The organism is Enterobacter cloacae complex sp. P1B, from assembly GCF_014982345.1.
Lineage (GTDB): Bacteria > Pseudomonadota > Gammaproteobacteria > Enterobacterales > Enterobacteriaceae > Enterobacter > Enterobacter bugandensis.
The window spans coordinates 143,507-161,365 of sequence record NZ_JADCLF010000017.1; the positions used below are offsets into that span (position 1 = coordinate 143,507).

The following is a 17,859-nucleotide window of genomic DNA, read 5'->3' on the forward strand; positions in this document are numbered from 1 at the left end:
CAGGAATTACTTCTGGAACCATTTTTTGTAGATGGTTTCGTAGGTGCCGTCTTTCTTCACTTTTTCCAGCGCAGCGTTGAATTTCTGCTGCAGCTCGGTGTTGCCCTGACGAACGGCAATCCCCAGACCGGTACCGAAGTAGTCCTTATCGGTCACTTTGTCGCCCACTGGCGCCAGTTTGTCGTTGGCTTTCAGCCACTCGGTCACGACAGCGGTATCACCAAATACGCCGTCGATACGGCCATTCTGCAGATCCAGCTTCGCGTTCTGGTAGCTGTCGTACGGAACGGTGGTGATTTCTGGATGTTTATCCATGATGAACTTCTGGTGCGTGGTGCCGTTCTGCACGCCGACTTTCTTACCTTTCAGCTGATCGACAGAGGTGAATTTACCTTTCTGACCAATAAACAGGGCGGAGTTGTCGTAGTAAGGGGTGGTGAACAGCACCTGCTTTTCGCGCTCAGGAGTGATGTCCATACCGGCCATGACGGCGTCAATACGGCGGAACTTCAGGCTTGGGATCAGGCTGTCGAACGCCTGGTTGCTGAAGGTACAGGTTGCGTCGATCTCTTTACACAGGGCGTTTGCCAGGTCTACGTCGAAGCCAACAATTTTGTTGTTCGCATCAATGGACTCAAACGGAGGGTAGGAGGCTTCCGTGGCGAAACGAATGGTCTGGGCTGCGGTAGCGGAAAGGGTAACGCCAGCAAGCAGCACGGCAAGTAATACTTTTTTCATTATATTTCCCCTGACACAATCAATGAGATAAATAGTTTTTGAAGGCATCGGTTTGCGGGTTAGCGAAGCAGCTCGCGTCACCTTGCTCAACGATATACCCGTTTTCCATGTAGACCACACGGCTGGCGGTTTTACGCGCCACTTCCACTTCGTGGGTAACAATGACCTGCGTAATATTGGTTTCCGCCAGCTCGCGAATGATGCTGACGATCTGGGCGGTGATTTCCGGGTCCAGCGCCGCGGTCGGCTCATCAAACAGCAGTACCGCGGGCTCCATCATCAGCGCGCGGGCAATCGCCACGCGCTGCTGCTGACCCCCTGAGAGGTGCAACGGATAGCGGTCGCTGTAGGGCTTAAGGCGCAGACGCTCCAGCAGCTTTTCAGCACGCGCGATGGCCTGATCTTTGCTTAACCCCAGCACGCGGCACGGGGCTTCAATCAGGTTTTGCAGCACGGTCAGGTGCGGCCAGAGATTGTATTGCTGGAAGACCATGCCGACGTTTTGACGCAGTTCGCGTATAGCTTTATCTGACGGGGTTTTCGCGAAATCAAAATGGTTACCGGCGATAGCCAGCGTACCGGAACGGGGCATTTCAAGCAGATTAAGGACGCGCAGAAGGGAGCTTTTGCCTGCACCGCTTGGGCCAAGTAAAACCAGCGTTTCGCCTTCCGGGCAGTTCAGCGTGATGTCAAACAGCGCCTGGTGTGCGCCGTAGAAGCAGTTAATGCCGTTTAGTTTAATACTCATCGGGGCAGTCTTTACTCATCCAGGCAATCTATAGCAATTGAGGCCGCAGATAGTACCGTTGACAGAATAGTTATGCAATATTTCTGCGTTAAAAGTTAAATATAACCCGCATTTCCTCTTAAACATAGCACAAAATAGCGAACGGCAAGGTCGGCGAGTATAAATGTCGGCATTCCGCGTGAAATGCCGGACATTTTACGGGGGTAACATTTTTATCACTAATGATCTAGCGGTTCTCAATCGACTGGCGCAGCGTGCCGGCCGGGGCATGAACGCTGCCGCCGATATAGCGCACATCGTCCACCGCCCAGCACTGGCCTTCACGGATCATCAGCACTTCGTCCTGCCAGGTTTGGGTTCCCTGGGTCAGCTTCACGCGCAGCGGAATGTTCCGCGCATCGGTGTTCGGGATGGTTGACGCGCTGGCCACCTCGGCGCTGTCCGGCAGCGTGGTGCGGCTGGAGAACGGATCGGATTTCAGCAGGGCGTTATGCTGCGGATCGCGAGTGGCATCGTTGAGCAGTTTTGCAAGATTATCGCTCAGGTACGGGCGCAGGGCGGTGAGATCATTTCCGCGATGCTGAATGCGGTAATCATAGAACTGTTGCGCCACGGTATCCGGGCCGCCGTCTATGCAGGGGCCGCTGCGGGTACCGATATCCTTAAAGGCTGGCGTGACCGTGGTAGTACAGGCGCTGAGCACCAGCGCGCAGGGCACTAAAAGTGTTAAAGCAGAGTAGCGCATGTTGATTTCCTTATTTATTAACTATCCTTTCAATCATAGCGTAACGAACCGATAATGCTGTTGCTAACGCATTGAACGCTAAAGAAGGAGAGAAAGTATGCAGTTTTCAACAACGCCAACCCTGGAAGGACAGACCATTACCGAGTATTGCGGCGTGGTCACCGGCGAAGCGATTCTGGGCGCGAACATTTTCCGGGATTTCTTCGCCGGGATTCGTGACATCGTCGGTGGACGCTCCGGCGCGTACGAAAAAGAGCTGCGTAAAGCGCGCGAAATTGCGTTTAAGGAGCTGGGCGAGCAGGCCAAAGCGCTGGGCGCAGATGCCGTTGTAGGAATCGATATTGATTATGAAACCGTCGGCAAAGATTCGAGCATGCTGATGGTGAGCGTAAGCGGCACGGCGGTGAAAACCCGTCGATGAAGCGCTCGCTTTCAACGCTCCTGCTGGCGATGTTGCTGGCAGGATGCGCCCAGGAAAAAGGCATTGTTGATAAAGGTGCCTACGAGCTGGATACCCGCCATCAGGCGCAGGCGGCCTACCCGCGCATAAAGGTGCTGGTGATCCACTACACCGCCGACGACTTCGACACCTCGCTTGCGACCTTAACCGACAAAAACGTCAGCTCGCATTATCTCATCCCCGCAAAACCGCCCACACCCGACGGCAAACCGCGCATCTGGCAGCTGGTGCCGGAGAGCGAGCTGGCCTGGCATGCGGGCATCAGCTTCTGGCGCGGCACCAACCGCATCAACGACACGTCTGTCGGCATTGAACTGGAGAACCGCGGCTGGCAGAAGCGCGACGGTGTGAAAGTTTTCGCGCCGTTTGAGCCCGCGCAAATCGCGGCGCTTATCCCGCTTGCGAAAGATATTATCGCCCGGTACGACATTAAACCGCAGAACGTGGTGGCGCATGCTGATATCGCGCCCCAGCGTAAGGACGATCCCGGCCCGCTGTTTCCCTGGCAGGCGCTGGCGAAGCAGGGGATTGGGGCCTGGCCCGATGCCGAGCGCGTGAACTTCTATATCAATGGTCGTCCGCGCTATCAGGAGGTAGATCGTGCAGCCCTGCTCGATCTGCTGATGCGCTATGGCTATGAGGTGCCGGACAACGCCACGGATCAGCAGCAGCAACGCGTTATCACCGCCTTTCAGATGCACTATCGCCCGCAGGTATGGAACGGCGTCGCGGATGTGGAAACGATGGCCATTGCAGAAGCCCTTTTAGAGAAATACGGGCAGGGGTAAACCTTCGGTTTGCGCCCGAATGCGCGTTTTCCCCTTATTTGTGCTTAAGATTAATCTTAAGTACAAACTCAATTCATTTTTAGTAAATTGACTTAAAATTATCCGGATTTAAGATAGACACATAGCTTGCTAAGTAAATCAAAAAAATATTGCTGGCGGCAGGCGTTCTTATTTTCTCCTTGAGCCTTTCATCAGGAAAAGATTGTTGGTTTTCGGTTTTAATGCCGCGGCCATGCTATGTCTAATAAATCTAATCTTAAATGGGTATAACAATGTTAAGCATTTACGGTAAAAAATTACGTCCACAACCTGAAATGGAAGCCATTATTTCTGCCACGGAAGGTTTTGAAGAGAAAACCTTAAAGAAATGGCAGAAAATTTCCACGGCTGACTCTCAGTATATTCATATTATCGTCAGCGGCGAAGTCGAATTCCGTCGTGAATCAGACGAACTCTGCATGTTTACCGTCACCGGACAGTGCGTGTTTGGCCTGTCCGCTATTTTCTATCAGTCAGCCCATATGTACGGCCTGGTCCGCGCAAACACCGTGGTACGCAGCATCAAAAAAGAGGCCTTCGCGCAGCTTATGACCGAGAAAAATCTGTGGCCTGAATTGACCAAAGTGCTCTCCTGGTACATCTGCCTGCTGAGCAAACGCGATGATGTTCTGGTCGCCCGTAGCGCCTATTCTGTGGTCCGCGAATTCCTCTACGAAATTAATGAGCTGATTGTTCACCAGCAGCGCGATATTAATATTTATGACTATATTCAGGAATATACCAACCTGGCCCGCAGTACCATTATTAAAATCCTCTCCGACCTGAAAAAAGGTCAATATATTGTGGTGGAGAAAGGTCGTCTGCTTAACCTCACCACGCTGCCTGAAAAATATTAACTACTCCAGCCGGTCTCCTTTTTTACTCAAAGGAGACTGGACGTTATCGTTATGCAACAAACTGCTTTGCGATTGATCCTGCGTTTCGTCAACCGGCGGCGCGGGAATTTTGCCTTGAGAATAATCCTGCTCTTGTTCTTTCAACGCCTGCTTAAACAATTCGGCTAACGAAGCATCTTCACTACCCGACGACGCGGTGGCGTTTTCGTGCGCCTCGGTTCCCGGCAGGGTATCACGCGACGTATCGTGCCCGACATCCTGCGGCACGGTGCTATCAGGGGCCTGTTGCCAGTCAGCATCATCGGTGCTTATCGGCAGATCCTGCATGGGCGGCATCTCTTCCCGTACCGGCGCCGGTTTAGGATGCGGATGCGGATGCGGGAACGGTTTACTCACGTACACATAATGCATATCGGAAAGCTGCGTTTCCGGTTTAGCGACGCTCGCTTTTACCGGTTCAGGGGCCGGGTGGCGCAAATTCCAGTAAATATGCGCGTACAGCCCTGCCATGACCAGGGCGCACAAACCCAATACCCATAAAAAGGTATGACCGCAAATTTTTCTCAGGCTGGGGAGGCGGTACGAAAACCAGACCGCCTCTCCGGTGGTGTAGCTGCGCTGAGCCGCAAGACAGATGGTAGACATTAGGAATGCTTCTCCTGCGTGTTGGCGTCCGGTGTGGCATGCGTGGCCTGAATCAGCACGCTCGGCGTGGTATGGGTTTCACGCATTAACTGCATCAGCGTATCTTCCCCTGGAATACCATCCACATGCAGATGCATTTTTTGCTGGAACTCGCGGGTGCGTTTCATCATCTCAGCCGTCCAGGTCTGAGCATGGGTTTCAGGCTGGCCAAGAGCCAGACTCAGCGCCTGATCCAGCCAGCCCATGTCTTTCGCATCGCTGGCGGCGCTGATGGCATCTTTGCCTTCCGGCGTCAGGCGATGCAGCTGGGTAAAGTTACCGGTGGCATGCTGGTTAAACCAGCTGCGGCTCACCTGCCAGGTGCGGTTATTCATCAGCAGATCCATCGAGTCATCGCCTACGCGGGCGACAACAGCGTAGTTAAGATGGTTACCGGTTTTGAGTTCACTGACCCACGGATAACCCTCCTGTGCCAGCGCATCCGGTGACGCGTTGCCCTGTTTACACATCAGATTGACCTTCCCGGCGTTCTGACACAGCGCATCATCCGCGGAGGCGTCATACCCCCACATCAGGTACAGCTGGTGCATCGCATCCGGCTGATTAACCACTTCATTGTCGATAACCGGCACGACAGGCGCGTCGGCTTTTGGCTTCTGCTGTTTCCAGCTCGCCGGTACGGGAAGCTGAATCGGCAGTTTTGCATTGATTGAGGCGGTTAAATACCATCCGCAGGCGGCGAACAGAACCGAGGCGAACAATCCCACGGTCGCCAGGCGCTTACCGTGTTTTTTCGCCGGGAGGATCTCGCCTGCCGCCAGGCGTAAATGACGCGGGCTGACCTGCGCTGCACGTTCGGTCCAGGCCGCGAGCATTGACAGGTGCGCCAGTTCATTCAGTTTGCTGATGTTGCCTTTGGTCAGCGCGTGCATCTTGCGCACGCGCGCCGGGGTTAGCGGCGAATTCTCGCACCCGTGTTCTTCACACTGCGCCTGCACATAGCTGAGAAATTCCCGGCAGGTCAGGGGACGCAATGTATGACGGGTATGGGCATATTCGCGAAGTTCAGATGGGTGTAAGAGGGCGGCTTCCTGATCCGCGCTGCCCATCAGCACGATGGACAGACGGAACTCCAGCTCCTGAGCACGCGTAAGCAACATCCCCAGCACCTCACGGCAGGTCTCCTTCATCGCTTCCGCGTGACGGATGACCAGGGTTTTGCTGCGGTTTTTTCCGCCCTGCCACTGATGCAGCACGGCATCCACCGCCTGAATGCGGCTCTTGCTCTCTTTCGTTCCCGGGTTGAGCTTGTACAGCAGGCTACTGGCACTCAGCTTAGGAAACGCGTTGATGGCAATGGCGCCAGGAAGGCTGGCCTTCAGCGCATCGCTGAAGTGGCCCAGCAGCGGTGCGTCGTTGCAAAAGAGCCCGATAATTCCCGCCACCTGGCTTTTCTCTTTCAGCAGGTTGAATACGTCCTGATGATAAGGCACCAGAAAATCGCCGGAGAAACCCGTGATTGTTCTGAATGGCGGTTGTTTAAATTTAAAGTGGCTCTGATACATAACGACTTACCGTCTCTGATTAGGAATAGCAACAGGACGAGAAAGTAAAGCAACGCCACAGGGTGGTCAATTTGCGCACAGGGTAAAAATATCCAGTTGCAATGACCTAACATCCCGATTTTATTTGGTCAATAGTTTTTTTTATTAAAGTTAATGGCGAAGTCGATGGTCGTATTTACGGCAGTTAATTACTATTTTTCACACATATTGGCGCAGCCCGACGCTGCTTATTTCCGCTTTGCTAAAGGCCAGATGAAAAATGAGGTTCTCATTTCTGTCACGGTGGATAACGCCTTGTATTATGTTTGTGCTGTTAATTTTTTGCGGCCAGCAAGGCTATCTGACGTTTAAAGATTATAAAAAAGTTACGAATAAGTTGGCTAAATCTGATGAACAGCCGCTGAAAAATCGTCGTGAAGAAAAGACATTTACTCTGTTCACGGCTGCGGTGCGTCAGGATAACTTACCGGCTGCCGCGAAAGCCCCGCTGGCAGCGGAAATTGAAGGAATTGTCAGCAGTGACGATGCCTGGCTCTCCTTTGCGGTGATTAAAACCCCGGCAGGCCAGCGCAGCTATCGCGAAGGCGAGCCGCTGACCGGTTTTAACGATGCCTTTATTCAGGAAATTAACAAAGACAATGTGGTGGTTAATTATGAAGGTGCTACGCAGGTACTGGCGTTAAATAAGCCTGACTATTTTAAGGGCGGCGTTGACAGCGGCCCGGTAACCAAATCGACGAAAGATGCAGGCGCGGAAAGCGTGCATCTGGATGATTATCTGGTGTTAAAACCGGTAATCGAAAAAGGCCAACTGGAAGGCTACAACATCAATCCAAGGAATGCCTCAGCGTTCTTCAGCCATTCCGGGCTGGAAAAGGGCGACGTGGCTGTGAAAGTCAACTCTGTCGATATGACCGATGAAGCAAAGGCAAAAAGTATTATTGCCAACTGGTCGAAAATGAAAGAAGCGGAGGTCGTCGTCAGACGTCACGCTCACCTTGAAAATATTCGGGTTAATGTTCTAAACAATTAACAAGTGTACAGACATGAAGAAATTTCCTTGGGCGTGCGTGGCGCTGACCGCATTGTCGTTATATTCCAGTTCGCTGCTTGCAGCCAACTTTAGCGCGAGCTTTAAAAATACCGATATCCGCGAGTTTATCGATACGGTAGGCCGCAATCTTAACAAAACCATTCTCGTCGACCCGTCCGTTCAGGGTACGGTGTCGGTCAGAACCTATAACGTGCTGACGGAAGATGAGTATTACCAGTTCTTCCTGAGCGTGCTGGACCTGTACGGTCTGTCGGTGATCCCGATGGACAACGGCATGGTCAAAGTGGTGCGCTCAAGCGTAGCCCGCACCGCCGGGGCCCCGCTGGCAGACAGCAAAAATCCGGGCAAAGGCGATGAGATCATCACCCGCGTCGTGCGCATGGAAAACGTGCCGGTGCGTGAGCTGGCGCCGCTGCTGCGCCAGCTGAACGATGCCACCGGTATCGGTAACGTGGTGCATTTTGAGCCGTCGAACGTCCTGCTGTTAACCGGGAAAGCCTCGGTGGTGAACCGCCTGGTGGATCTGGTGCAGCGCGTCGACAGAGACGGCATTCAGCGTCGCGAAATCGTACCGCTGCGCTTTGCGTCCGCCAAAGAGCTCTCCGACATGTTGAACAACCTCAACAACGAAGAGCAGAAGGGGCAGAACGCGCCGCAGCTCGCCACCAAGGTGGTAGCGGATGACGAGACCAACAGCCTGGTGATCAGCGGTTCGGAAGATGCGCGCATGCGCACCCGTTCCCTGATCCATCAGCTGGATCGCGAGCAGAACAACGAGGGGAATACCCGCGTCTTCTACCTCAAATACGCCAGCGCCACCAAAGTGGTTCCGGTGCTGACCGGTATTGGCGAGCAGCTGAAAGACAAGGCGGGTGCGCCGAAGTCGAAAACCGCCACGGCGGCCAGCGATCTGAATATTAGCGCCGATGAGTCAACGAACTCGCTGGTGATCACCGCGCAGCCTAACGTGATGAACTCCCTGGAGAAGGTGATCGACAAGCTCGACATTCGCCGTCCGCAGGTGCTGGTGGAAGCGATCATTGCTGAAGTGCAGGACGGTAACGGCCTGGATCTCGGCGTGCAGTGGACCAGCAAACACGGCGGCGTGCAGTTCGGCTCAACCGGCCTGCCTATCAGCCAGATTAAAAACGGCACCATGAAGGGGGCAAGCTTCACCGGCCTGGCGACCGGTTTCTTCAACGGCGACTTCGGCGCCCTGATGACCGCGCTCTCCACCGACGGTAAAAACGACATTCTCTCCACGCCGAGCGTGGTCACGCTGGATAACAAAGAAGCGTCGTTTAACGTGGGTCAGGACGTGCCGGTCCTTGCCGGTTCGCAGACCACCAGCGGCGACAACGTCTTTAACTCCGTTGAGCGTAAGACCGTCGGTACCAAGCTGAAAATTGTGCCGCAGATTAACGACGGTGACATGATCCACCTGAAGATTGAGCAGGAAGTCTCCAGCGTTGACAACAGCGCGACGGAAGACGCCAGCCTCGGCCCAACCTTCAACACTCGCACCATTAATAACGAAGTGATGGTCCACAGTGGCCAGACGGTGGTGCTCGGCGGCCTGATGGAAAACGTCACCAAGCAGTCGGTTTCCAAAGTGCCGCTGCTCGGCGATATCCCGCTGGTGGGCCAGCTGTTCCGCTACACCTCGCAGGACACGTCGAAACGCAACCTGATGGTGTTTATCCATACCACCGTCCTGCGTGACGACGACAACTACAGCGCCGCGTCGAAAGAGAAATATGACCAGATCCGCGTTCGCCAGATGCAGCGCGTGGAGGAGAAAAAGCTCGGCATTATTGAGCCAGCGGATAACGCCATTCTGCCCGCGTTTCCGTCTGCCGACACTAAGACTGCCACCCATGCCGCACCGGTGAAAACCAGCGCGACACGCAATCCGTTTAAAGAGTAAGGCGGAGGGGCAACGTGGACGAACTGAGTAAAACACTGTGTAGCAGCAGCTACGCAAAAGATAACGGCGTTTTATTTTATAACAATGACGTCTATATCCGTGATGACACCCCGGCATTTGCACTGCTGGAAGTGCGCCGGGTGCTGGGACGCGCGTTCGTCCCGGTCACCCTCACGCCGGAAGCGTTTGACGAGATGCTGGCCAAAATCTGGCAGCAGAGCAGCGGCGTCTCGCAGCAGCTGGTGGACGATATGGACGCCGATATCGACCTGATGGCGTTAACCGAGGAGATCCCGGATAACGAAGATCTGCTCGATAACGACGAAAACTCGCCGGTAATCCGCCTGATCAACGCCATTCTCGGCGAGGCGGTGAAGGACGGCGCGTCGGATATTCATATCGAAACCTTCGAGCGCACGCTGAGCATTCGCTTCCGCGTTGACGGCGTGCTGCGCCCGGTGCTGCAGCCTGCGCGCAAGCTCGCGCCGCTGCTGGTATCGCGCATCAAGGTCATGTCAAAACTCGACATCGCCGAGAAGCGCCTGCCGCAGGATGGCCGTATCTCCCTGCGCATTGGTCGCAAGGCGATCGACGTGCGCGTCTCGACCATTCCGTCCCAGTACGGCGAGCGCGTGGTGATGCGTCTGCTCGATAAAAGCAATCTCAAGCCCGACATCAACAAGCTGGGCCTGATTGATGAAGAGCTGGAGAAGCTGAAAGGGCTGATTGACCGCCCGCACGGCATTATCCTGGTCACCGGGCCGACAGGCTCCGGTAAAAGTACCACCCTGTACGCCATTCTTTCGGCGCTGAACGGTCACGAACGCAACATTCTGACCGTAGAAGACCCGATTGAATACGAGCTGGAAGGGGTGGGACAGACGCAGGTTAACCCGCGCGTGGACATGACCTTTGCCCGCGGGCTGCGCGCCATTCTGCGTCAGGACCCGGACGTGGTGATGATCGGGGAAATTCGTGACGGTGAGACCGCGCAAATTGCGGTACAGGCGTCGCTTACCGGTCACCTGGTCATGTCTACGCTGCACACCAACAGCGCCGCAGGGGCGATAACCCGCCTGCGGGATATGGGGCTGGAATCCTTTTTAATCGGTTCATCGTTGCTCGGTGTCATTGCCCAGCGTCTGGTGCGTCGGCTGTGTACGCACTGCCGGACCACCAGTCCGCTGGATGCCAATGAAAAAGCGCTGTTCAGCTTTATGGACGCGCCGCCAAAAGCAATCTACCGCGCGGTGGGCTGTGAACACTGCCGCCAGAGCGGCTATCAGGGCCGGGCCGGTATTCATGAGTTCCTGGTGGTGGACAGCACCATGCGCCGCGCCATTCATGAAGATAAGGACGAAATGTCCATCGAGACGCAGCTCTTTAAGCAGGCTTACAGCCTGCGTGAAAACGGGCTGCTGAAGGTGATTAGCGGCGTGACCTCGCTGGAAGAGGTGATGCGCGTCACCGCCGAGCGTGGGGGGGATGCGTAATGGCCTTCTACGCCTGGACCGCAACGGACGGCGCGGGGAAAACCCAGCGCGGCACGCTGCAGGCCGAGGGGCAAAAGCAGGTTCGCCAGTGGCTTCGCGAGCAAAAACTGATGCCCGTCAGCATCAACGAAACCCGCGAGGCGGCGGCGTCCGGTAAAGCGAAAACCGGCGCAAAGCTCTCCACGCCGGTGCTGTCGATGTTTACCCGCCAGCTTTCGACGCTGGTCAACGCCGCGCTGCCGCTGGAAAGCGCCCTGAAGGCTATCTCGAAGCAGACGGAGGACAAAAAGCTGGCGGCGATGGTGGTGGAGATCCGCGAGAAAGTAGTGGAAGGCCACACGCTGTTCGACGCGTTTAGCCAGTTCCCGCGCACCTTCGACAAGCTCTACTGCACCCTGGTGATGGCCGGCGAAAAAACCGGCCACCTGGGCGACGTGCTGGAGAAGCTGGCGGAGTACAACGAGCAGCGCCAGAAGATGAAAAGCAAGCTGACGCAGGCGATGGTCTACCCGATTACCCTGACCGTGGTCGCCATCGCGGTCATCAGCATTCTGCTGGTGGCGGTGGTGCCGCAGGTGATCGAGCAGTTCACCCACATGAAGCAGCAGCTGCCGATCACCACCCGCACGCTGATTGCGGTGAGTGATTTTCTGCAGGCGTACGGGATCTACATCGTGGGGATCCTCGGTGGCGGGTTTGTCGGCTTTAAGACCTGGCTGAGAAACGCCAAAAACCGTTTTCGCTGGCACAGCTGGCTGGTGAACGGATCGCCTATCAAAAAGCTGGTGTGCGCCATCAACAGCGCCCGCTACATCCGTACCCTGAGCATTTTGCAGGCCAGCAGCGTGCCGCTGCTGGAGGGGATGTATATCGCGATGGACGGTATCGAAAACCTCTATGCCCGGCAGGTGCTGGAGCAGGCGGCGGATACCGTGCGCCAGGGGGCATCGCTCTATGCCGCGCTGGAACAGGCGAAATTATTCCCGCCGACCATGCTGTATATGATTGCCTCCGGTGAAGAGAGCGGAGAATTAGGCAATTTAATGGACCGCGCGGCGGAAAACCAGGAATCGGCATTGCAGCATCGAATTACATTAACGCTGTCGGTATTTGAACCGGCGCTGGTGGTATCCATGGCGACGATTGTTTTATTCATCGTGCTGTCAATATTACAACCGCTTCTGCAACTTAATAATATGGTAGGTTAAATCATGGCTTTAAAACGTAAAAACCTGGCGCGTCAGGCGGGTTTCACCTTGCTCGAATTAATGGTGGTCATTGTTATTCTCGGCGTACTGGCGAGCATGGTGGTGCCAAACTTAATGGGCAATAAAGAAAAAGCAGATACGCAAAAAGCAACCAGCGATATTGTCGCGCTCGAAGGTTCGCTGGATATGTATAAGCTGGATAACCACCGTTACCCGACAACCGAGCAGGGTTTACAGGCGCTGGTAACCAAGCCTGAAATCGCGCCAATCCCGAACGGCTACCGTGCTGATGGCTATATCCGTCGCCTGCCGCAGGACCCGTGGGGCGGAGATTATATTCTGGTTAGCCCGGGCGAACACGGCGCGGTCGACGTCTTCTCCGCCGGTCCGGACGGTGAAGCCAATACCGCCGATGATATTACGAACTGGTCTCTGGATAAGAAAGAGAAATAATGAATAAACAACGCGGCTTTACGTTGCTGGAAATTATTCTGGCGCTGGTGATATTTGCCAGCTGCGCCATGATGGTGGTGTCAACAATACCTTCACGCAGCGGTGCGGATATATTTGGCCAGCAATTAAAAGCCCTCGTTGATTATGGTTCAGACCGTGCGGTGATGGACGGAAATATCGTCGGGCTGGTCATCACGACGGATAATTATCAGCTGGTGACGCTCGAGGATAAAAACGGCGAACGTCACTGGGTGCCGTTATCCGCCGGGCGTATTACCACCAAAGGCGATTTCCCGGAAGAGATGCACGTTTCGCTCTCGCCCCAGCGCCTTGCCGCCACGGTAAGCGCCGATCCGCAGGTGCTCTTTTTACCGGACGGCGAAATCAGCCGCTTCACGCTGACGCTGCAAAGCTATGACAAACAGCACCATTTCCGCGTGGTGTCGCAAGGCGCTGCGCCTGTATCGGTAGAGAACGATGGCTAACGGCAAAAAGCAAAAGGGGATGACGCTGCTGGAGGTGATGGTCGCGCTGGTGATCTTCTCCACCGCCGCGCTGGCGCTGATGAACTCCGTCTCCCTGAACGTGCGTTTCACTCACGGCCTGGCCGACACGCTGCAGGCCAGCTGGGTGGCGGAAAATCAGCTGGCGGAAGCGCAGCTCACGAAAACCGACTTCCCGGACGCCGAGGCGCAGGGGACGGAAATCATGGGCGGGCGCAGCTGGAACTGGCGCAAGCAGCGGGTGAAAACCGCCGACAACGGCTGGGCGAACGCCATTCGCGTCTACGCGGAAGGGGACGACAGCCAGCCGGTTATCGCTTTGCAGATCGTTCCGCCGGGAGAGAGCAAGTGAAAAAAACGCGATGCCAGCGCGGGTTTACCCTGCTGGAGATCATGATTGCCCTGACCATTTTCGCGGTGATCAGCACCCTGGCCTGGCAAATTCTGGACGGCGCAATGCGCACCAGTTCGGCAACCGACGCCAGCGCCGCGAAGCTCAATCAGCTGCAGCGGGCCTGGAATCTGATGGAGCGCGATTTCTACCAGCTGCAGGCACGCGCCCCGCGTAACGAGCCGGATCTGTTTCGTCAGGTGGATGATGCGCTTGAGCTGACCACGCTGAATGGCGTGAGCGGAACGATCCAGCTGGAGCGTGTGCGCTGGCGCCTGGAAGAGGGGCGTCTGTATCGCGACGTCTGGCCGGTGATTGATGGCCCGGTGGACGCGAAGCCCGATGAAGTGCCGATTGTCAGCGAGGTGAAATCCCTGCAGTGGCGTTTTTATCGTCAGGGCTGGCAGAAAAGCTGGAGCGACCCGGCGCATCTGCCGGACGGCGTGGAGCTGACGCTGACCATGGAAAATGGCGATACCTGGCGCTGGGTCTTTACGACCCCGGGCGATATGCCTGAAGCGGCGGCGCCAGCGCCCGCCGCTGCGCCAGAGACCGCGCCTGCGCCGCTGCCGGCACCGGAAGCAAAATCATGAATGCATTACGTAAACAGAAAGGGGTAGCGCTGCTGGTGGTGCTGATCCTGCTGGTCATGATGTCGGCGCTGGCCGCCAAAATTAGCCAGCAGTTCTGTCGCAATCTGCAGAAAACCCATTATCAGGTCAGCCAGCAGCAGTTGCGCTGGGCGATGCAGGCGCAGGAGAAGGTGGTGAAGGACCGCCTGCAGACCGACGCCACCGGTGAAAACAAGGCTCTGAACCTTGACGGCGACTGGCACCAGCCGCTGGAGACGCGGGGCGAAGATTACACGGTGGTCAGCCAGGTGGAAGACGCGCAGGACTGCTTTAACGTCAATAACCTGCTGGCCGCAGAGAAAATACCACAGGGGCAAAACGCGCCCGCCGTGCCGGAAAAACCGCGCAACGAGCAGATTGTTGAACAGATCCTGACGGAAAGCGGCATCAGCCACACTACGGCAGAAGAGGTGTATCAACAGCTGGTGGACTATCTCGATGGCGACGCGACGACGGCCAAAGACGGTGCAGAGAGCGATGCCTGGGCGGGCGTTGTGCCCGCCCGACAGCCCGCGAATCAGATGATGCGCACTATTGCGGAGATCAAACAGCTGCCCGCGTTCCCGGTAGCGGCATATCCGAAGGTGAGCAAGCTGCTCTGCGCGCTGCCGGACTCTGCCAGCAAGGTGGATGTGAACACCCTGAAACCGGAACAGGCCGCCTTACTGGCCGCGCTGTTCCCCGGAAAATTAACGGAAGATGATGCCGTTCGCCTGATTGATTCGCGTCCAGAAACCGGCTGGGAAAATATGGAAACCTTCAGCAAAGCGCTGGAGCAGACCTTCCCGCAGTTGAAAGACGATCTCCCGCAGGTGGCTGAGCTTCTCTCCATCAGCAGCCGGTATTTCCGCGTGAACTATACCGGCAATACCGATGAATTAACGCTTCGCGTGGTTAGCCAGCTTCAGGTCAATAACGAGGCCGGTGAGATCGTGACGTGGCAACGTCGTTACCGAATGATTGAATAAGAAAAGTAGATCGCTATGAAACAGGTACTTTTTGTTCGTCCCGATAACCGCGAGGGCGGGAAAATAATGGGGTGTGTCTCCGGCAGCCAGCAGGTTGAGACGCTGGAGAGCCTGGACGCGCTGGCGGACCACCCACTGGCGGCCCGTGTTTGTCTGCTGCTGCCCGCCAGCAGCATGATCTTCCGCCATTTTACGCTGCCGAAGAAAGTCGCCTCTCAGGCGATGGCATTCTCCTGGATGGCGGAAGAGACGCTGATTGGCGAGGTGGATAATCTCCACTGGACGGTGCTGAACAAAAAAGGCGCTGAGGTTGATGCGGTGGCGATAGACGCCGATCTGCTGCGCGGGTGGTTAAGCCGCTGTCAGGAGGCGGGGTTAAAAGTGATCCAGGTGCTGCCGGATGCCTGGCTGCTGCCCGTGACGGCTGGCGGAAGTACTCTTGTCGCTCAGGACGACGGCTACTGGCTACGTTTATCACCGCATGTTGCCAGCGAAATGGAAGCGAGCCTGCTGCCGCTTCTGATGCAGAAGGCCGGAGAGGGGGAGGTGTGCTGTTACGGCGAAGCGCCTGCTGGTGTGGACGTCGACATTGCCCAGCCCTGGCAGCATCCGCTGGTGCTGATCCAGCCGCAGTGGCAGGCCTGTCGCGTGAATCTGCTTCACGGTGAATTCAGCCTTAAGGCCGGTAACGGGCGCGTCGCGAAAAGCATGAAAGCCGCAGTGGCGATTGCGGGCCTGCTGTCCGTTGGCCTGCTGCTGGGGCCGCGCATTGCGATGGCCTGGATGTTGGTGCAGCAGGAAAACCAGATACAGGAGGAGATCCTCCAGGTGTATAAGCACCATTTCCCCAGCATGCGTCACCAGACCAACATCAAATATCACTTTGGTCAGAACGTCAAAAAACAGAGTAAGGGGATCTTCCTTCAGCTGGACGAGCTGGCGGCCGCCCGGCAGTCAGTGCCTGCGATGGAAATCGATCTGCTGGAATACGATGCTCAGCAAAACACGCTGACGCTGAGCGTTAGCGCGCAAAACCAGCCCGCGTTGCAGGCGTTTGTTAACCAGACCCGTGAGAATTTCGATTTTACCTTACAGCCTGTTTCAACCACCAAACCCTATACCGCCATGATCGCAGGGAAACATAAATGAAAGAGCGAATCGCGCAGCTGAAATCACGCTACCAGAACTACAGCGCCCGGGAGAAAGTTATTTTAAAACTCTGCATCGTTGCCCTGCTTGGGGCTGCAGTGTATTACGCAGGAGTCATCCCTTTGGATAATATGATTCAAAATAGTAAATCGACGCTTAAAAGACAAAAAGAGACGCTTAACTGGATGCGCAATGAAATTGATAAAAATCATCTTCAGGTTCAGTTAGTCAAAACGGATAATCCTCGCACAGTGGTCGAGAAAAGCGCCAATGAAATTAACCTGTCGCTGACGGACGTGCGCCAGGAGGGACAAACTTTATCGTTCGTGGTTAATCGGGTAAATGTTTATGAATTAAAAAACTGGCTGCGCGAAATTAATCAAACCTCCGGCGTCAGATTGAAAAAAATAAACCTTACGCCGGTTGACCATCTCAGCGATGTAAAAGCGCAGGTGCAGCTCACCTGGGCAAAAAACGCATGAATACCTTCTCGCTGATCAGGGAGGCCTGCCCGGTTAGTTTTCCGATAATGAGTGCGATCCTGGGCGGGATTATGGGTAGTTTTCTTGGCGTTGTTGCCGAGCGCCTGCCGGGGATCGTGATGGATGAAGAGGGAAGCGGCAATCTGCTCTTTCCTGCCTCGCACTGTCCGGTGTGCCAGCACACGCTTGCTGCATGGGAAAATATCCCCCTGGTCAGCTGGCTGTTATTACGGGGACGCTGCCACCAGTGCGGCACGACCATCCCGCTGCGGTTATTTTTGATCGAATTTTTCTCGGCGCTGTTTTTTGGCGTTACGGCCTGGTGCATGCCGGACGTTCAGGGGTTGTTTTCGCTGTGGTTACTCGCGCTGTTTTTACTTCCTCTGGCGATGATCGACTGGCAGCATCAGCTTCTCCCGGACTGCCTGACCCAGCCGCTGCTGTGGGCAGGTCTCTTACTCCATGCATTTGACCACAGATTGCCGTTGCAGGACGCGCTGTTCGGTGCGGTAGCGGGCTATCTGTCGCTCTGGCTGCTCTACTGGGCCTTTCGCCTGCTGACCGGGCGGGAAGGGCTGGGCTACGGCGATTTTAAGCTGCTGGCGGCCTTAGGCGCCTGGTGCGGCTGGCAGGCGCTGCCTTCAATTGAACTTGCCGCAGCGTTGAGCGGTATCGCGGGCTATTTCGCGTTAAATAATTTAAATAAAAATAACCTCACTATTTCTTTCGGACCCTATCTGTCATTTGCTGGAATAGTCGTGTTTATTGGGCAGCAGTTTGCTTTCATATTTTAAATATACAGGTCAAGTTTTTTTATAAGTTTTTTTGACGGTGGAAGAGAAGGATGTCTCTTTGCGCTCAGTGTATCGTAAAAGATATAAGCTACACGGAATTTGGGCTTGTATCTTTTTATGGAGGAATACAACGCAGCAAAACGTTTTTTGTCACGGTTTTCAGGTTGGTTAAATACGCATTACGCAAATAGACTCCATGCTCTCAAGGAAGACATGGATT

General features: G+C 55.3%; 20 protein-coding genes. 15 read left to right on the forward strand and 5 right to left on the reverse strand.

Annotated features, from left to right (window positions below; translation table 11 throughout):
- Window positions 1-6 precede the first annotated feature (6 nt).
- The 3 genes from artI to INF77_RS21355 form a co-directional block, all read right to left on the reverse strand.
- Window positions 7-738: an arginine ABC transporter substrate-binding protein ArtI gene (gene artI, locus INF77_RS21345; protein WP_008500032.1), complete on the reverse strand. Its 732-nt coding sequence runs from the start codon at window positions 736-738 to the stop codon at window positions 7-9.
- A 19-nt stretch (window positions 739-757) separates the two neighbouring features.
- A complete protein-coding gene (artP, locus tag INF77_RS21350) occupies window positions 758-1,486 on the reverse strand; it encodes an arginine ABC transporter ATP-binding protein ArtP (RefSeq protein ID WP_008500030.1) in 729 nt (242 codons plus the stop codon).
- A gap of 226 nt (window positions 1,487-1,712) precedes the next feature.
- Window positions 1,713-2,231: a lipoprotein gene (locus tag INF77_RS21355; protein ID WP_028012515.1), complete on the reverse strand. Its 519-nt coding sequence runs from the start codon at window positions 2,229-2,231 to the stop codon at window positions 1,713-1,715.
- A 97-nt stretch (window positions 2,232-2,328) separates the two neighbouring features.
- Between INF77_RS21355 and INF77_RS21360 the strand changes: the two genes are divergently transcribed.
- The 3 genes from INF77_RS21360 to INF77_RS21370 all read left to right on the forward strand — a co-directional run bounded on the left by INF77_RS21360 (window position 2,329) and on the right by INF77_RS21370 (window position 4,375).
- Window positions 2,329-2,652, forward strand: coding sequence for a heavy metal-binding domain-containing protein (locus INF77_RS21360; protein WP_028012516.1), 324 nt, complete (start codon window positions 2,329-2,331; stop codon window positions 2,650-2,652).
- A complete protein-coding gene (locus INF77_RS21365) occupies window positions 2,649-3,479 on the forward strand; it encodes an N-acetylmuramoyl-L-alanine amidase (protein WP_048999349.1) in 831 nt (276 codons plus the stop codon). Before INF77_RS21360 ends, INF77_RS21365 begins: the two co-directional genes overlap by 4 nt.
- A 272-nt stretch (window positions 3,480-3,751) precedes the next feature.
- Window positions 3,752-4,375 (forward strand): helix-turn-helix domain-containing protein, encoded by a 624-nt coding sequence (locus tag INF77_RS21370; RefSeq protein WP_028012518.1) that lies wholly within the window; start codon window positions 3,752-3,754, stop codon window positions 4,373-4,375.
- On the opposite strand, the gene INF77_RS21375 is transcribed toward INF77_RS21370, so the two are convergent.
- Both INF77_RS21375 and INF77_RS21380 read right to left on the reverse strand, forming a co-directional pair.
- Window positions 4,376-5,020, reverse strand: a complete 645-nt coding sequence (locus tag INF77_RS21375; protein WP_193531988.1) for a hypothetical protein — start codon at window positions 5,018-5,020, stop codon at window positions 4,376-4,378.
- Complete coding sequence (locus tag INF77_RS21380) at window positions 5,020-6,585, reverse strand: ExeA family protein (RefSeq protein WP_063154608.1); 1,566 nt, start codon at window positions 6,583-6,585, stop codon at window positions 5,020-5,022. Before INF77_RS21380 ends, INF77_RS21375 begins: the two co-directional genes overlap by 1 nt.
- Window positions 6,586-6,886: 301 nt before the next feature.
- On the opposite strand from INF77_RS21380, the gene gspC reads away from it, so the two are divergent.
- The 12 genes from gspC to INF77_RS21440 are packed head-to-tail and all read left to right on the forward strand — an operon-like array spanning window position 6,887 to window position 17,639.
- Window positions 6,887-7,618 (forward strand): type II secretion system protein GspC, encoded by a 732-nt coding sequence (gene gspC, locus INF77_RS21385; RefSeq protein ID WP_041910664.1) that lies wholly within the window; start codon window positions 6,887-6,889, stop codon window positions 7,616-7,618.
- 13 nt (window positions 7,619-7,631) lie between these two features.
- A complete protein-coding gene (gene gspD / locus INF77_RS21390; RefSeq protein ID WP_048959671.1) occupies window positions 7,632-9,566 on the forward strand; it encodes a type II secretion system secretin GspD in 1,935 nt (644 codons plus the stop codon).
- Between the two features lie 14 nt (window positions 9,567-9,580).
- Window positions 9,581-11,059 carry a type II secretion system ATPase GspE gene (gspE, locus tag INF77_RS21395; RefSeq protein WP_006809432.1) on the forward strand — a complete coding sequence of 493 codons (1,479 nt, stop codon included), beginning with the start codon at window positions 9,581-9,583 and terminating at the stop codon, window positions 11,057-11,059.
- Window positions 11,059-12,267 (forward strand): type II secretion system inner membrane protein GspF, encoded by a 1,209-nt coding sequence (gene gspF, locus INF77_RS21400; RefSeq protein ID WP_045261802.1) that lies wholly within the window; start codon window positions 11,059-11,061, stop codon window positions 12,265-12,267. The genes gspE and gspF overlap by 1 nt, the downstream gene beginning before the upstream one ends.
- Window positions 12,268-12,270: 3 nt before the next feature.
- Complete coding sequence (gene gspG / locus INF77_RS21405; RefSeq protein WP_028012525.1) at window positions 12,271-12,720, forward strand: type II secretion system major pseudopilin GspG; 450 nt, start codon at window positions 12,271-12,273, stop codon at window positions 12,718-12,720.
- Window positions 12,720-13,205, forward strand: a complete 486-nt coding sequence (gspH, locus tag INF77_RS21410) for a type II secretion system minor pseudopilin GspH (RefSeq protein WP_028012526.1) — start codon at window positions 12,720-12,722, stop codon at window positions 13,203-13,205. Before gspG ends, gspH begins: the two co-directional genes overlap by 1 nt.
- Window positions 13,198-13,575: a type II secretion system minor pseudopilin GspI gene (gene gspI / locus INF77_RS21415; RefSeq protein WP_028012527.1), complete on the forward strand. Its 378-nt coding sequence runs from the start codon at window positions 13,198-13,200 to the stop codon at window positions 13,573-13,575. Before gspH ends, gspI begins: the two co-directional genes overlap by 8 nt.
- Window positions 13,572-14,207, forward strand: a complete 636-nt coding sequence (gene gspJ, locus INF77_RS21420) for a type II secretion system minor pseudopilin GspJ (RefSeq protein ID WP_193531987.1) — start codon at window positions 13,572-13,574, stop codon at window positions 14,205-14,207. The genes gspI and gspJ overlap by 4 nt, the downstream gene beginning before the upstream one ends.
- Window positions 14,204-15,214, forward strand: a complete 1,011-nt coding sequence (gspK, locus tag INF77_RS21425; RefSeq protein ID WP_063437595.1) for a type II secretion system minor pseudopilin GspK — start codon at window positions 14,204-14,206, stop codon at window positions 15,212-15,214. The genes gspJ and gspK overlap by 4 nt, the downstream gene beginning before the upstream one ends.
- Window positions 15,215-15,229: 15 nt before the next feature.
- Window positions 15,230-16,363 (forward strand): type II secretion system protein GspL, encoded by a 1,134-nt coding sequence (gspL, locus tag INF77_RS21430; protein WP_063437596.1) that lies wholly within the window; start codon window positions 15,230-15,232, stop codon window positions 16,361-16,363.
- Window positions 16,360-16,845 carry a type II secretion system protein GspM gene (gene gspM, locus INF77_RS21435; protein ID WP_063437597.1) on the forward strand — a complete coding sequence of 162 codons (486 nt, stop codon included), beginning with the start codon at window positions 16,360-16,362 and terminating at the stop codon, window positions 16,843-16,845. The genes gspL and gspM overlap by 4 nt, the downstream gene beginning before the upstream one ends.
- The gene (locus tag INF77_RS21440; RefSeq protein ID WP_047362778.1) at window positions 16,842-17,639 is read left to right on the forward strand and encodes an A24 family peptidase; all 798 of its coding nucleotides are present in this window, start codon (window positions 16,842-16,844) and stop codon (window positions 17,637-17,639) included. Before gspM ends, INF77_RS21440 begins: the two co-directional genes overlap by 4 nt.
- Window positions 17,640-17,859: the final 220 nt, after the last annotated feature.